Source organism: Hyphomicrobium sp. CS1BSMeth3 (genome assembly GCF_900117415.1).
GTDB lineage: Bacteria > Pseudomonadota > Alphaproteobacteria > Rhizobiales > Hyphomicrobiaceae.
Map to the genome: position 1 here is coordinate 477,713 of NZ_FPEI01000004.1, position 14,238 is coordinate 491,950.

The following is a 14,238-nucleotide window of genomic DNA, read 5'->3' on the forward strand; positions in this document are numbered from 1 at the left end:
TTTCGGCAGCATCAGTGGATAGTTGAGCGAACAAGTGCGGCGAGCTTGGGTCTAATGACCTCGTCCGTGATGTCGTCACCTACAACGGCATGAAGAACGTTGCGACCGCCTGCCCTTGGGGCACATCAAGCAGGCCGAGCGAGAGCTATCTCACTGTCTCACAACCGTACTCGGCGAAGGCAGCAAGCAACGCCTTCCAAAGGCTCAGCCCATACGAGCGGGAAGCGGTAATCTCGTAAGTCGGGCCTTCGTCGGTCTGCCAAATCTGGACAGGCATGCGGACGGCCACAGTTGAGGCGGCAGAGCCGACGCAGAATGCATCTTCGTGAAGATCGATCGGCAATAGCTTCATCAGGCCATCGCGCGCGCGAGTTCCACTTATGCGCACAACCGTGCGCGATCCCGTGAGGTCCGTGACGTAGCCCGACTCGCCGACACATGAAGCGAGCCTGGGCAGAAGTTCGCCGGATGCGCCTCCGACAACCAGCCATTGATGGCGCCCAGAACAGACGAATGCCGTCGTGCCATGCGCGCTACGACCGGGGCGCAGCGGAAGTGCCGCGCCGAACTCACGTTCCACCGCCGCACGAAAGCCGTCGATATCGGCGCCTCGAGCCGCCAGCGACGCAAGTCGCAAGCCACCTAGCTCGGTGAGCGTAACACCGGGCGTTCCGGCAGCACCGTGGTGGCTCGGCATTGCAACGGTCGCGAGTGCCGACCGCCGCGCTAGAATGGGCTCAAGCACGTGCGCGGCCTCCCGATGGATCAAATCTGCAGGCGTGCCCGACCTCCACTTCCACATCGCGGTTGCGGACAGGGTCGTAAGCCCGCACGCGCGATCCGATCCGTTCGCGACCGCGCTTGAGGAAGCCTAGCCCGATGTAGTGCCCGAAGGTCGGCGAATACACGATCGAGGTCATATAACCCTGATCATTCTCAAGGCTTGCTGGCGCACCGATATTGAGAAAGTGACTTCCGGCCGACAGCGGCGCGGCATGGTCGACGGGTGCAAAGGACACGAGTATCGGCCGATCGGGGTCGATGAATGCCGGTCGGCCGATCAGGGCGCGACCGACGTAGTCCTTCTTCGTCGACATGAGCTCGGCGAGACCGAGATCGCGCGCGGTAGTTTGGCCGTTGAGCTCACCCGAGGCGGCAAAGCCCTTCTCGACTCGCAGCACCGTCATGGCCTCCGTACCGTAGGGCGTGAGGCCGAGCGGCTCGCCGAGTTCCTCCAGACGCCGGACCAGAGCATCGGCGAAGTCAGCGGGGATGCCGAGCTCGTAACCGAGTTCGCCCGAGAACGAAATCCTATAGAGCCGCGCCGGTACGTCACCGATCGTCAGCTTCGAGACCGAGAGGTAGGGAACGCTCTCGGACGACATGTCGAAGCCACTGCCGAGAAGCTTGCCGAGCAATTCCCGCGATTTCGGACCGGCGATCGCAAGTTGCGCCCAGCGATCGGTGACATCGATGAAGGATACGTCGAATGAGGGCGCGAGAACCTGATGGCAGAATTCCATGTGGCGCAGCACAGCCTCGGCGTGCGCGGTCGTGGTTGTGAGGAAGAAGCGATCGGGTGCGACGCGGGCGACAGTGCCATCATCGAAAACGTGGCCATCCTCGCGAAGCATGACGCCATAGCGGACACGGCCGACTTTCAGGCCGGACATGGCGTTGGCATAGACGAGATCAAGCAATCGGCCACTGTCCGGGCCTGTCACTTCGATCTTGCCGAGCGTCGACACATCGCAGATGCCGACCGCGGTTCGCACGGCTGTTGCCTCGCGATTGACGCTCTCCAGCCAGTCTTTCTCGCCACGCCGCGGATACCATTGTGCGCGATACCACTGGCCCACCTCGACGAACACTGCACCCCGCTCCGCCGCCCAGTCGTGCGTCGGCGTGTATCGCGAAGGGCGAAATTCCTTGCCGCGCTCATATCCGGCGATAGCGCCGATCGCGACGGGCGTGAATGGCGGGCGGTATGTCGTTGTCCCGGTCTCGGCAATCGTGCGGTTCGTAGCCTCTGCCAAGAGTGCCAGACCGTTGACGCCTGAGCTTTTGCCCTGATCGGTCGCCATGCCGAGGGTTGTATAGCGTTTCAGATGCTCGACCGAGCGATAGCCCTCGCACGCCGCGAGAGAGATGTCGGCAGCGGTCACGTCGTTCTGGAAATCGACGAAGCACTTCTTGGCAACGTGGCCGAGATGCCAAAACGGCGCGCCGTTGGCGGGGCCGCTGGCAGCTTCGACTGTGGACACGGTATCGGCGTTGGCGGCGTAGCCGCAATTGCGCGCGGCCTCATTGCCGGCGCGCTGCCCGTCACCAAGAGCGCCTGCGATGGTGAACCGGCCGCCCGCAGCACCTGCAACGGCAATCTCAGCAGGCAACCGTCCCGGCACGAACGCCCCGATTTCGTCGCTCCATTGCGGCTTACCGCCGAGATGGCACGTCAAATGAACTGCTGGATCCCAGCCGCCGCCCATCGCCAGAAGATCCGCATCGATCTCCCGCTTGCGTCCGTCGCCATCGACGATCTCGATCTTGCGAAGTTGCAGACGCCCGCGCGTGGCGGTCACCGCGCCGCCGTGCACGATGGGCGCATCCACAGATTCGGCAGCACCCCGCTGCACAGATTTCGGCCGGCTATCGACCACAGCCGCGACCTCGGCGCCTGCGCGCTTCAGGGCCTGCGCCGTTGCATAACCGCTGTCGTTGGCCGTGAAGACGACGGCCCGGCGGCCCGGCAGCACCGCGAAACGTTCGATGTAGCTGCGGACGGCGCTGGACATCATGATGCCTGGCCGATCATTGCCCGGAAAAACGATCGGCCGTTCGATCGCACCCGCCGCCAGCACGATACGGCGCGCGACGATCTTCCAGTAGCGCTGGCGGACGGCGTGCGGCGCCGGCGCTTCGAGGTGATCGCTGACACGCTCGACGGCGCCGCAGACACCGTGATCGAAGAGCCCGAATGCGGTGGTGCGCGTCAGAATGCGGACGCGGCGCGCAGCCTCGAGCTCGCGAGTCGCATCTTGCACCCACGACCGTGCGGGCTTCCCGTCGATCTCATCGTTGCACGAGAGGCTTTGCCCGCCGAGCAGGAAATCCTGCTCGCAGAGGACGACGCGCGCACCGCTGCGGCTCGCCGCGAGAGCAGCCGCGAGTCCTGCAGTGCCGCCGCCAACCACCAGAACGTCGCAGAAAAGATGCGAGCGGTCGTATTTGTCGGGGTCCGCTTCGCGAGCGGCGCGCCCTAGTCCTGCCGCACGCCGGATCAGCGGCTCGTAGACCTTCTCCCAGAAAGATGCGGGCCACATGAATGTCTTGTAGTAAAAGCCCGCGCTGAAGAGCGGCCCAGCGAGACCGTTCACCGACATCATGTCGAAGGCGAGCGACGGCCATCGGTTCTGGCTCGTGGCAGTCAATCCGTCATAAAGCTCGGCGACCGTAGCGCGCGTATTGGGCTCTCGACGTGCGCCCGTTCGCAGCTCGACGAGCGCGTTCGGCTCCTCGGGTCCCGCCGACAGGATGCCGCGAGGCCGATGATATTTGAATGAGCGACCGACGAGCGTTACGCCATTGGCCAGCAGCGCGGAGGCGAGCGTATCGCCCGCTTGGCCCTGGTACGACCTGCCGTCGAAGGTGAACGGCAGGATGCGTTCGCGATCGATCAGTCCACCACCCGCGAGACGGTTTGGTTGCAGCGTGCGTGTCATGGGACGGCGACCTCTGACGAGGTATGGGCGGCGTCGCGCGCCGGCTCGGTCTTCAGCACCTCGTGCGTGCGGGTGTCGCGCGTCACGATCAGCCAGCTACGGCATCCGAAGCTGTGGTGCCACAGTTCGCGATGGGCGCCGGCAGGATTGGTGCGCTCGTACACATACGCGGTCCACTGTTCGGCTGGCGCGTCATGGTGCGAGGGGCGCACGGGATCGGCGCTCCCGAGATACACGAACTCGTCGTTGCCGCGCGATCCGCAGTAAGGGCAGGTCAGGCGCATCGGGACATCTCTCTCAGTGGAGGTTCGGCACGGCGCCCTTGCCACCTTCGTCGATGACGTGACCGCTGGCGAAGCGGTCTAGGCGATAGGCGGCATTGAAGGCGTGCGGCTGGCCGGTGGCTATCGTGTGTGCGAAACACCAGCCCGAGGCCGGCGTCGCCTTGAAGCCGCCGTAGCACCAGCCGGCGTTGAGGTAGAGGCCCTCGATCGGCGTCCGGTCGATGATGGGCGAGCCGTCCATGGACATATCCATGATGCCGCCCCACTGGCGCAGGTAGCGTAGGCGGCCGAGCGATGGAAAGAGCGCCAGCGCACAGCTCATCACGTCTTCGACGATCGGCAGGCTCCCGCGCTGTGCGTAGGAATTGTAGCCGTCGATGTCACCGCCGAATACCAGCCCGCCCTTGTCGGACTGGCTGATGTAGAAGTGCGCAGCCCCGAACGTGACGACCTGATCGATCAGCGGCTTCACGCCCTCAGAGACGAAAGCCTGGAGCACATGGCTCTCAATCGGCAGGCGCATGCCCGCCATCGCCGCGAGCCGCGACGAGTTGCCGGCCACCGCCAGCCCTATTCGCTTTGCGTGGATCGTGCCGCGCGTGGTCTCGACGCCGATGATCCGGCCGCTCTCGATACGTAGTCCGGTGACCTCGCAGTTCTGGATGATATCGACGCCGCGACGATCCGCGGCGCGCGCATAGCCCCAGGCGACCGCGTCGTGGCGGACGGTGCCGCCGCGGCGCTGGAGAAGACCGCCTTTGACGGGAAAGCGCGGATTATCGAGATCAAGCAGCGGATGCAGCCGTCGCACCTCATTGGGGCCGAGCAGCTCGGCATCGACGCCATTCAGGCGCATGGCATTGCCGCGGCGCGCGAACGCATCGCGCTGGCCGTCGGAATGAAACAGGTTCAACACGCCGCGCTGAGACACCATGGCGTTGAAATTGATGTCCTGCTCCAGCCCTTCCCAGAGCTTAAGCGACCACTCGTAGAACGGCGTGTTGCCCGGCAGCAGATAGTTGGAGCGGATGATTGTCGTGTTGCGGCCGACATTACCGGAGCCGATGTAGGCCTTCTCCAGGACCGCGACGTCCGTGATCCCGTGCTCCTTGGCCAGAAAATAGGCCGTAGCCAGACCATGCCCACCACCACCGATGATGATGGTGTCGTAGGAAGGCTTGGGCTGGGGATCACGCCAAGCCGGCGACCAGTGGGTATTGCCCGAAAGCGCATTTCGGAGGAGCGCCGCAAGCGAGTATTGCATGGCTGGAGGCTCGGGTTTGGGCAGACCGCATGGAAAGCGGGCTTGTCACGGAGCGCAAATCTGGCACGATCCGCTGGACGGTCATGACCCAGAGCGACTTTTTCTTGAGCAAGAGCGACTCTCTCAGGAGGCGGGGCGCGCCCCGAAAGGATCCCGCCTCGAACGGTTCCGGCGCTGCCGCTGCGGAGGCGGAGCCCTACCGCATCGGCTTTCTGCTCGTGCCAGGCTTCGCCCTCATGAGCTACAGCTGCGCCATGGAGCCCTATCGCGCGGCGAATACCCTCTCGGGTCGCGAACTCTATCGCTGGAAGCATGCTTCGCCCGACGGCAAGCCTGTCGCTGCCTCCAATGGCGTGGCCATAGTGCCGGATCAGGGTCTCGAGACCCCGCTCGACGTGGACGATCTCTTCATCTGCGCGGGCGGCAATCCTACGCTCTTCAATTCGGCTGCGACGCTCGCGTGGCTGAGAGCGCAGAGCCGCCGCGGCACGCGCATGGGTGGCGTCGCCGGTGGACCGGTTATTCTCGGCCGGGCCGGCCTTCTCGATGGCTACCATTGCACGATGCACTGGGAATACATACCAGCGTTCCGCGAGAGCTTCCCGAACCACGCGGTCACCAGCACGCGTTACGAAATCGATCGCAATCGCTGCACCAGTGCCGGTGGTACGGCTGCCTTCGACATGATGCTTTCCCTGATCAGCCGACGTCACGGGCGTGAGTTGGTGAGTGCAGTCAGCGAATGGTTCCTGCACACGCGATTGGGGCTGAGCCCGGAGCCGCAGCGCATGTCGCTCCGCGACCGGTACGGGGTCAGCCATGCCCCACTTCTCAGCGTCCTCGAGCATCTCGAGGCCGCGCCCGAGGACGCGCCGAGCCGGCGAAACCTCGCCGAGTCGGCCGGAATTTCCGTGCGTCAACTCGAGCGCCTGTTCCAGAGCAATCTCGGCTGCACGATCGGTCAGCACACGGCCTCTCTTCGCCTCGAGCGGGCGCGCATGCTGCTGCGGCAGACGTCGCTCTCGGTGCTCGAGGTGGCAGTTGCGAGCGGCTTCAACAGTGCCGCGCACTTCTCAAGGGCCTACCGGGGGCGCTATGGCTATCCACCGCGGTCGGAACGCAAACAGGCGTAGTGGTGGCAGTGTCGCCACCAGTCAAGAAGGCGTCGGTGCGGAGCAAACCGCGACACTGAGTGCACTGCATCTTTGACAGGTGGCGACACCGTCGCCGTGGCGCGTCCCGCGATGCAACGGAGTGGATGAAATGATTGCCCGCCTTCGTACGATTGCCATCGCATCCGCAGTGTTTGCCGCCTTTTCGGTCGGTGTTCCGCCAGCGGAGGCTCAAACTCCGAAGCGCGGCGGCACGCTCATCGTCGCTCTCGAGAACGAGCCACAGGCGCTGGCGCCGCATCTAACGACCGACACGCCGACGTTCACGACCGTCTCCAACGTCTACAACACCCTCGTCCTGCTGGATGAGAAGCTCGGCATCATTCCCGATCTCGCGAAGAGCTGGACGGTCTCGCCCGATGGTCTGGTCTACACCTTCGAGATCGTCGAGAACGCGAAGTGGCACGATGGCAAGCCGCTCACCTCGGACGATGTCGAGTACAGCTTCAACGAGCTGATCTCGAAAAACCATCCCCGCGCCGGGACCTGGTGGAACAACGTCGCCTCCGCCAAGGCGACAGGAAAGTACACCTTCGTCTTCACGCTGAAAGCGCCTTACGTGCCGTTCCTCTCGGTGCTGGCGAGCCCGCTCGCGAGCGGCGCCTTCATCATGCCGAAGCACGTCTATGAGGGCAAAGACCCGAAAACCAATGCGGCCAACCAGGCCCCGATCGGCAGCGGACCGTTCAAGTTCGTGCGCTGGCAGCGTGGCAGCCACGTCGAGCTCGTCCGCAACGATCAGTACTGGAAGGAGGGCAAGCCGTATCTCGATCGTCTGGTGCTACAGATCATGCCGGACGCGGCCGCGCGTTTCCTTGCCTTCGAGCGCGGCGAAGTCGACTTCCTGCACTGGTACATCGTTCCCTATGATCAGGTTGCCAAGCTGCGCAAGGACAAGCGCTTCCAGCTCCTCAGCCGAGGCGATGCAGCGGGTACCAACGGCCTGATGCTCATGAACCATCGCCACTCGGTCCTGAAGAACGTAAAGGTCCGCCAGGCGCTGGCCCATGCGATCAACCGCGAGACCATCAATCAGCGAGCGCTCTTCGGCGAGGCCAAGGTCGCGCGCAGCCACGTTTCAAGTAACGTCGCCTGGGCGTTTACGGATGAGTACGACTACAAGCTCGATCCCGCACTCGCCAACAAGCTCCTCGACGAGGCAGGGTTCCCCCGCGGCGCAGACGGCAAGAGGTTCCCGCTGCGCCTGTTCTGGGCCGCTGGACGCGACTACGAAGGCCGCGGCGCCGAGATCATCAAGGACAACCTGCGCGACCTCGGCATCGACGTGACGGTTCAGGTCTTCGATCGCGCCTCGTTCACTGATCGCGTGTTCCGCCAGTGGGAATTCGATCTGGCGATGCAGCTCTTCACGACCGGTCCCGACCCCACGTTCGCCGTTACCGCGCGGTATCACACGAAGCAGATCCTCAAGGTGCCGTTCGTCAACGGCATGGGCTACTCGAACCCCGAAGTGGACGCGATCTTCGATACCGAGTTCAAGGAGGCGGATGTCGCCAAGCGCGCGGCCATGTGGCGCGACATCCAGAAGATACTCATGCACGATCTGCCGGCGCTTCCCTTGTTCGAGCTCCCGGCGATCCATGCCGCCTCGGCGAAGTTCAAGGACGTGGTCACCGGTCCGCAGGGCTACATCGAGTCCCGCGAAAGCGCTTACGAGATCAAGTGAGGTCGCCGCACGCAGCACGAACAGGTGACGAGTGCCGACCAAGTCGCTCCTGATCTATGTCGGTGGCCGCCTTCTCCAGGCGGTTCCGATCATGTTCGTGATCATCCTCATCAACTTCGCGCTCATTCATGCCGCGCCGGGCGATCCGGTGGACATCCTCATCGGCGGCGCGGATGCCACGCCGGAATACATCGAAGGTCTGCGCCGTGAGTTCGGTCTCGATCAGCCGCTGTGGCAGCAGTTCGTCACCTACATCAGCAAGATCGTGCAATTCGATCTCGGCTACTCGCTGCGCTACCGAGAGCCGGTGCTCTCGCTCATTCTCGGGCGGATGCCGGCGACGCTGCTGCTGATGGGCACGGCGCTGTTCTTCTCGAGCCTCATCGGCATCCTGCTCGGCGTGTTCGCTGCGCGCCGGCCCTACTCGGTGGGGGACTATACAGCAACCTTCGTGTCGCTCGCTGGATACTCGATGCCAGTGTTCTGGCTCGGGCAGATCATGCTCGTCATCTTCGCGCTGCATCTGGCATGGTTCCCCACCCAGGGCATGTACAGCCTGCGTGCGCCGTCGCAGGGGTTCGGCCGCATTCTCGACGTCGCGCACCATCTCGTGCTGCCGGCCATCACCTACAGCTTCTATCACCTCGCGCTGATCTATCGCCTGACCCGGATCAAGATGCAGGAGGTGCTGGCGCTCGACTTCATCACGACAGCGCGCGCCAAGGGCGTCGCGGAGGGACGGGTCGTCTATCGGCACGCGCTGCGCAACGCCATCCTTCCGGTCGTCACGGTGATCGGTCTCAACTTCGGCTTCATGCTTGCGGGCTCCGTGCTGACCGAGACCGTATTCGCGTGGCCGGGCATGGGCCGCCTGCTCTACGAGGCCGTCGGCGCGCGCGATTATCCCGTTCTCATGGGACTTTTCACCGTGCTTTCGGTGATGGTGATCTGCGCAAACGTCATCACCGACGTCGTGTATGCGCTGGTCGATCCGCGCGTGGTCTACCGGTAGGCCCATGACAACGATCACCCACATACCGGCTGAGCCAAGCTGGTGGCGCATCTTCAGCCGGAATCGCGGATCGGTAGTCGGCGCAGTCGTTCTTGTCGTGCTGTTCGCGCTCGCCATCGTGGCGCCGATGCTGTTGCGCTTCGAAGCCGGGCGCATCGATGTCGGGCCCAGCATGGCGCCGCCCAGCCTCGTTCACCTCATGGGCACCGACGAACTCGGCCGCGATGTCTTTGCCCGTGCCGCCGCCGGCTTGAGCGTATCGCTCATGGTCGGCTTCGGCGCTGCGACCATATCCACGTTCCTTGGCGTCGTGATCGGGGGACTCGCGGGATTCTTCGGTCGCAGTATCGACGCACTGCTCATGCGCCTGACCGAGATCTTCCAGGTCATTCCGCGCTTCTTCCTCGCCGTGCTGCTGGTCGCCTTCTTTGGCGCGAGTATTTTCAACATCCTGATCGCCATCGCGGTGCTGAGCTGGCCCGAGATCGCGCGCCTCGTCCGCGGCGAGTTCCTGAGCCTGCGCTCGCGCCAATTCGTCGATGCCGCCCGCGTCGCCGGCGCGTCGCGCACGAGCCTGATCTTCGGCGAGATCCTGCCGAACGCGCTCGGCCCGGTGGTCGTCAACGCGACACTGATGGTTGGACAGGCCATGCTTTTGGAAGCCGGATTGAGCTATCTCGGCCTCGGCGATCCGACCAAGGCGAGCCTTGGACAGATGCTGCAGGAGGCGCAACAGATCATGCGCTCGGCCTGGTGGACGACGGCCTTTCCCGGGATGTTCATCTTCCTCGCCGTGCTGAGCCTCAACCTGGTTGGTGACGGCCTCACCGACGTCCTCAATCCCAGGGCCCGGGGGCGGTGATGAGCAAGCCGCTTCTGACTGCCACGAACCTCGTCACGAAGCTGTTTACCGACAGCGGCACAGTACAGGCCGTCGATGGTGTGTCGCTCCACATTGGTCACGGCGAGGCCGTCGCACTCGTCGGCGAATCCGGCTGCGGCAAGAGCATGACGGCGCTCTCCCTGATGCGGCTGGTGCGCCCTCCGGGCCAGATCGTTTCCGGCAGCGTGAACTTCGATGGCGCTGATCTTCTCTCCCTCTCCGAGCGGGAGATGCGCGCGGTGCGCGGCGGCCGCCTGGCGATGGTCTTCCAGGACCCGATGACGTTTCTCAATCCGCTGATGCGTGTCGGCGAGCAGATCGTCGAAGCCATCATGCTGCATCAGCGCGTCGGCAGCAGCGAGGCACGGCGAACTGCGCTCGAAGCATTGGAGCGCGTCGGCATTCCGGCTGCAGCAACGGTCATCGAGTACTTTCCCCATCAACTCTCGGGCGGCATGCGCCAGCGCGTGCTGATCGCGATGGCGATCTCGTCGAAGCCGACGCTTCTGATCGCCGACGAGCCGACAACCGCGCTCGACGTCACGATCCAGGCGCAGATCATGCGGCTGCTGGCAAAGCTCCGCGGCGAGCTCTCCTCGTCGATGCTGCTGATCACGCACGACCTCGGCCTCGTCGCCGAGTATTGCGATCGCGTCTACGTCATGTATGCGGGGCGGATCGTCGAGGAAGGCGATGTCTACGGCATCTTCGCCAATCCGCGCCATCCCTATACGCGCGCGTTGCTCAGCTCGACGCTCTCGCCCGATCGACGCATCGAGAAGCTCGCGCCCATCGATGGCCAACCGCCCAATCTCATCACACCGCCGCCGGGCTGCCGCTTCCATCCGCGCTGCCGCGAGCGCATGGCGCGATGCTCGGAAGAAGCGCCGCCCAACTTCGACATCGCCCCGGGCGCCTCTGCTCGTTGCTGGCTCTATGAGGAGGCTGCACGTGTCGGCGCTCCTTGAGATCCAGGATCTGGAAGTGCACTTCCCCGTCGGCGGGGGATGGTTCAGCGGTCCGCGCGCAGTCGTGCACGCGGTCGACGGCGTCGACCTCAGCGTCGAGCCAGGCGAGATCGTCGCCGTCGTCGGCGAAAGCGGATGCGGGAAGACGACACTGGCGCGGTCGGTTCTCGGGCTCAATCAACCGACCGCCGGCACCATACGCTTCCGCGGAAAGGATGTGCGCGGCGCCCGGTCGGCACAGGAGATGCGCGCCTATCGCCGTGCCATCCAGATGATCTTCCAGGATCCGTTCGACTCACTCAATCCGCGCAAGACAGTCCTGCAGACGCTTGCCCAGCCGCTGCGCATACATGGCATCGTGCCGCGCAGCGAGATCCGCGCCGAAGTAGTCCGCCTGCTCAATCTTGTCGGTCTCAGCCCGGGCGAAAGCTATCTGGGCCGCTATCCGCATCAGTTCTCCGGCGGACAGCGCCAGCGCATCTGCATCGCCCGCGCGATTGCACTGCGGCCGTCTCTGATCGTCGCCGACGAAGCGGTCTCTGCTCTCGACATCTCGATACGCGCTCAGATTCTTGCGCTTCTGCAGAAGCTGCGCACCGATCTCGGTCTCAGCTATCTGTTCATCACGCATGACCTCGGCGTCGTGCGCTCCTTCTGCGAGCGCGTCGTCGTCATGTACCTCGGACATGTGGTCGAGGAGGGCCCGACCGAGCAGATATTCGAGCGCCCGCGACATCCCTATACGACGGCACTTCTCGAAGCCTGCCCGCTGGCCGACCCCATCGTCGCGCGGCGGCGAACGTCGGCACCACTGACGGGCGACATCCCCTCTCCCGTCAGGCCGCCGAAAGCATGCCGGTTCCACACGCGCTGCCCCATGGCGGAGGAAATATGCGGCACCGTCGCACCGCCGATCGTCGATTGCGGCAATGGACAGAAGTCCCGCTGCCACTTTGCCGGCGACCTCGACAGATGGCCCAAGTTCGACTTCAGTTCAGCGAAGGCATCCGCATGACGATCACCACGGCGCTCGCCCGGCATACGGCTGAAGCCTCCCGCATTTGGCCAGCGGAAGTCCAGCAGTCGGCGCTGCGTGCGGTGATCGATACATGTGCCTGCATGATTGCGGGGAGGAACGACGCTGCGGCCCGCACGATCTCCGCCACCTTGTCGCGCTGGCAAAGCGGAACTGCTGTCGATCTCGTCTCGCTCGAGCACACAGCTGCGCCCTGGGCGGCGATGGTGAACGCCACCGCAGCGCACGCGCTCGACTACGACGATGTTCTGGAGACGGCGGCAGCGCACGCGAGCGCCGTGTTCGTACCCGCTCTCCTAGCCCTCGCACAGGAACGCAAGGCATCGGGTGCGCAGGTGCTCGATGCACTCGCGATCTCGTTCGACGTGATGAACGCGCTCGCCGCCGCAGTGAACTACCCGCACTATTCTCGCGGCTGGCATACGACGCTGACGCTCGGCGCGCCCGCAGCCGCGGCCGGATGCGCCCGCCTCCTAGGTCTCGATACGGCCGGCGCAGCGCGGGCGATCAGCACGGCCACGAGTTTCTCGAGCGGCAGCAAGCTGCAGTTCGGCACGCAGATGAAGCCGACGCACGCGGGCATCGCCGCGCAGGCCGGTATTCTGGCGGCATCTTTCGCCGAGCAGGGTTTGACTGCTGCACCGGAAATCTTCGAAGGACCATGGTCGTTCGAAACACTGTTCGGTGCAGAAGGCATGCCGGGCTTCAGGGTCGCCGAAGAGCGCTTGAAAGGTCCGCCGGCGCTGGCCGAGCCGGGTGCCTGGATCAAGGCCTATCCCTGCTGCGCGAGCGCGCACCGACCGATCGATGCCATGCTTCACCTACGGCAGAGCTCCGGTACTGCGGCGCGCGACATCGAGCGCGTCGACACCTACGTATCGACCGTCGTCCAGAAAAATCTCATGTACGAAGTCCCCCGCGACGAGATGGAAGGCCGCTTCAGCCTGAACCATTGTCTGGCTGCTGCCGCCTGTCGTGGGAGTGCCGATCTCGCAGACTTCACGCTCGAAGCCTTGGCTGATCCGGAGCTTATCGCTTTCTGGCCGAAGGTTTTCATGCATCTGGATCCTGAGATCCCCGCGAACCTGGCTCCTGCCTCGGGTGAGGAGCGTTGCCGCCTCCGCCTGACGCTCACCGGCGGCAGGACGCTCGAGCACACTGTGGTGTTTCCAAGCGGCCATCCGCAGGCGCCCATGTCCGACGCCGACCTAGCACGAAAATTCAAGGATTGCGCTACGGGCGTCCTCGCGCCTGCTGCAACCGATGCGGCACTCGATGGGCTGCTTTCGCTCCCGCACGCAAACGATGTCGATGCCGCGCTGAAAGCGCTCGTGCCCTCCTGACGCGCTACGCGCGCCAGAACCCAAACTCAACAAAAAGTGGAATGGAGCTCAAAGGAAATGGCCAACGATTTTCCCGTAGTGATCGGCATTTGCCTCGATGCCGAAGCCAGCTGGCTCGGACGCAATCCGGACAACATCCGGCGCCCGGTGCTGCTTTCGCACGGTACGTTCGCGATCCGCGAAGGTCTGGCACCACTGCTGGCCCTGCTGGATGAGAACAAGATCCGCACGACCTTCTTCATTCCCGGCATCACGGCCGAGCGCTATCCCGAGGCCGTCAAGGAGATCGCGAAGCACGACCACGAGATCGCGAGCCACACTTACGGTCATCGGTCAGTGCTCGTCATCAAGCCCGAGGAAGAGGAACCCGAGCTGGTCCGCGGCATCGAAGCGCTGGAGAAGATCACGGGCGTGAGGCCGACCACGTGGCGCTCGGCATCCTGGGAATGGAGTCCGCGCACGCTCCAGCTTCTGCTCGACCACGGCGTCAAGGTCTCGACCAACTTCCACGATCGCGTTCGCCCGTATCGCCATCAGCAGAACGGCAAGCCGACATCCGTCGTTGAGCTGCCGGTCCAGTGGCATCTCGCGGATGCGCCGTACTTCGTTTATGGCGGCGAGGTCGCGCGCACGATCCGCGTCGCCGGTGATGTGCAGACCATCTGGCAGGACGAATTCGACGGCCTCATGGAGTGGCCAGGCGCCTTCTATCACCTGACGCTGCATGTCGAGCTGATCGGCCACCCCGGTCGCCTCCGCATGCTGGCGCGGCATCTCCAGTACCTCAAATCGCGCTCGGTGAAGTTCCTGACATCGGACGAAATTGCGGCAACGGTAGCCTAAGCCGCCTACCCATCATCTGCTGAC

Annotated in this window: 12 protein-coding genes; 8 read left to right on the forward strand and 4 right to left on the reverse strand. The window is 64.2% G+C overall.

Annotation, left to right across the window (positions count from 1 at the left end):
- Positions 1-145: 145 nt before the first annotated feature.
- From CS1BSM3_RS06495 to CS1BSM3_RS06510, 4 genes are read right to left on the reverse strand one after another with little or no spacing between them, the layout of a single operon-like run.
- Positions 146-745, reverse strand: coding sequence for a sarcosine oxidase subunit gamma (locus CS1BSM3_RS06495; protein WP_174263636.1), 600 nt, complete (start codon positions 743-745; stop codon positions 146-148).
- Positions 738-3,722 (reverse strand): sarcosine oxidase subunit alpha family protein, encoded by a 2,985-nt coding sequence (locus CS1BSM3_RS06500; protein WP_072386197.1) that lies wholly within the window; start codon positions 3,720-3,722, stop codon positions 738-740. Before CS1BSM3_RS06500 ends, CS1BSM3_RS06495 begins: the two co-directional genes overlap by 8 nt.
- Positions 3,719-4,006, reverse strand: coding sequence for a sarcosine oxidase subunit delta (locus CS1BSM3_RS06505; RefSeq protein WP_072386198.1), 288 nt, complete (start codon positions 4,004-4,006; stop codon positions 3,719-3,721). Before CS1BSM3_RS06505 ends, CS1BSM3_RS06500 begins: the two co-directional genes overlap by 4 nt.
- A gap of 13 nt (positions 4,007-4,019) precedes the next feature.
- Positions 4,020-5,270, reverse strand: a complete 1,251-nt coding sequence (locus CS1BSM3_RS06510) for a sarcosine oxidase subunit beta family protein (protein WP_072386199.1) — start codon at positions 5,268-5,270, stop codon at positions 4,020-4,022.
- Between the two features lie 29 nt (positions 5,271-5,299).
- On the opposite strand from CS1BSM3_RS06510, the gene CS1BSM3_RS06515 reads away from it, so the two are divergent.
- The 8 genes from CS1BSM3_RS06515 to CS1BSM3_RS06550 all read left to right on the forward strand — a co-directional run bounded on the left by CS1BSM3_RS06515 (position 5,300) and on the right by CS1BSM3_RS06550 (position 14,214).
- Positions 5,300-6,403: a GlxA family transcriptional regulator gene (locus CS1BSM3_RS06515; protein ID WP_244540440.1), complete on the forward strand. Its 1,104-nt coding sequence runs from the start codon at positions 5,300-5,302 to the stop codon at positions 6,401-6,403.
- Between the two features lie 130 nt (positions 6,404-6,533).
- Positions 6,534-8,129: an ABC transporter substrate-binding protein gene (locus CS1BSM3_RS06520; RefSeq protein WP_072386200.1), complete on the forward strand. Its 1,596-nt coding sequence runs from the start codon at positions 6,534-6,536 to the stop codon at positions 8,127-8,129.
- 31 nt (positions 8,130-8,160) lie between these two features.
- Positions 8,161-9,141, forward strand: a complete 981-nt coding sequence (locus CS1BSM3_RS06525; RefSeq protein ID WP_210188746.1) for an ABC transporter permease — start codon at positions 8,161-8,163, stop codon at positions 9,139-9,141.
- A 4-nt stretch (positions 9,142-9,145) separates the two neighbouring features.
- A complete protein-coding gene (locus CS1BSM3_RS06530; RefSeq protein ID WP_072386201.1) occupies positions 9,146-10,003 on the forward strand; it encodes an ABC transporter permease in 858 nt (285 codons plus the stop codon).
- A complete protein-coding gene (locus tag CS1BSM3_RS06535; RefSeq protein WP_072386202.1) occupies positions 10,003-10,992 on the forward strand; it encodes an ABC transporter ATP-binding protein in 990 nt (329 codons plus the stop codon). Before CS1BSM3_RS06530 ends, CS1BSM3_RS06535 begins: the two co-directional genes overlap by 1 nt.
- The gene (locus CS1BSM3_RS06540; protein ID WP_244540441.1) at positions 10,976-12,007 is read left to right on the forward strand and encodes an ABC transporter ATP-binding protein; all 1,032 of its coding nucleotides are present in this window, start codon (positions 10,976-10,978) and stop codon (positions 12,005-12,007) included. Before CS1BSM3_RS06535 ends, CS1BSM3_RS06540 begins: the two co-directional genes overlap by 17 nt.
- Positions 11,965-13,371, forward strand: a complete 1,407-nt coding sequence (locus tag CS1BSM3_RS06545; RefSeq protein WP_174263637.1) for an MmgE/PrpD family protein — start codon at positions 11,965-11,967, stop codon at positions 13,369-13,371. The genes CS1BSM3_RS06540 and CS1BSM3_RS06545 overlap by 43 nt, the downstream gene beginning before the upstream one ends.
- A 57-nt stretch (positions 13,372-13,428) precedes the next feature.
- Positions 13,429-14,214 (forward strand): polysaccharide deacetylase family protein, encoded by a 786-nt coding sequence (locus CS1BSM3_RS06550; RefSeq protein ID WP_072386205.1) that lies wholly within the window; start codon positions 13,429-13,431, stop codon positions 14,212-14,214.
- Positions 14,215-14,238: the final 24 nt, after the last annotated feature.

What these genes read in the sequence shown, in the direction of transcription:
- CS1BSM3_RS06500 (WP_072386197.1), bottom strand. Translation starts at nt 3,722, where the DNA reads ATGACACGCACGCTGCAACCAAACCGTCTCGCGGGTGGTGGACTGATC.
- CS1BSM3_RS06505 (WP_072386198.1), bottom strand. Translation starts at nt 4,006, where the DNA reads ATGCGCCTGACCTGCCCTTACTGCGGATCGCGCGGCAACGACGAGTTC.
- CS1BSM3_RS06510 (WP_072386199.1), bottom strand. Translation starts at nt 5,270, where the DNA reads ATGCAATACTCGCTTGCGGCGCTCCTCCGAAATGCGCTTTCGGGCAAT.
- CS1BSM3_RS06515 (WP_244540440.1), top strand. Translation starts at nt 5,300, where the DNA reads ATGGAAAGCGGGCTTGTCACGGAGCGCAAATCTGGCACGATCCGCTGG.
- CS1BSM3_RS06520 (WP_072386200.1), top strand. Translation starts at nt 6,534, where the DNA reads ATGATTGCCCGCCTTCGTACGATTGCCATCGCATCCGCAGTGTTTGCC.
- CS1BSM3_RS06530 (WP_072386201.1), top strand. Translation starts at nt 9,146, where the DNA reads ATGACAACGATCACCCACATACCGGCTGAGCCAAGCTGGTGGCGCATC.
- CS1BSM3_RS06535 (WP_072386202.1), top strand. Translation starts at nt 10,003, where the DNA reads ATGAGCAAGCCGCTTCTGACTGCCACGAACCTCGTCACGAAGCTGTTT.
- CS1BSM3_RS06545 (WP_174263637.1), top strand. Translation starts at nt 11,965, where the DNA reads ATGGCCCAAGTTCGACTTCAGTTCAGCGAAGGCATCCGCATGACGATC.
- CS1BSM3_RS06550 (WP_072386205.1), top strand. Translation starts at nt 13,429, where the DNA reads ATGGCCAACGATTTTCCCGTAGTGATCGGCATTTGCCTCGATGCCGAA.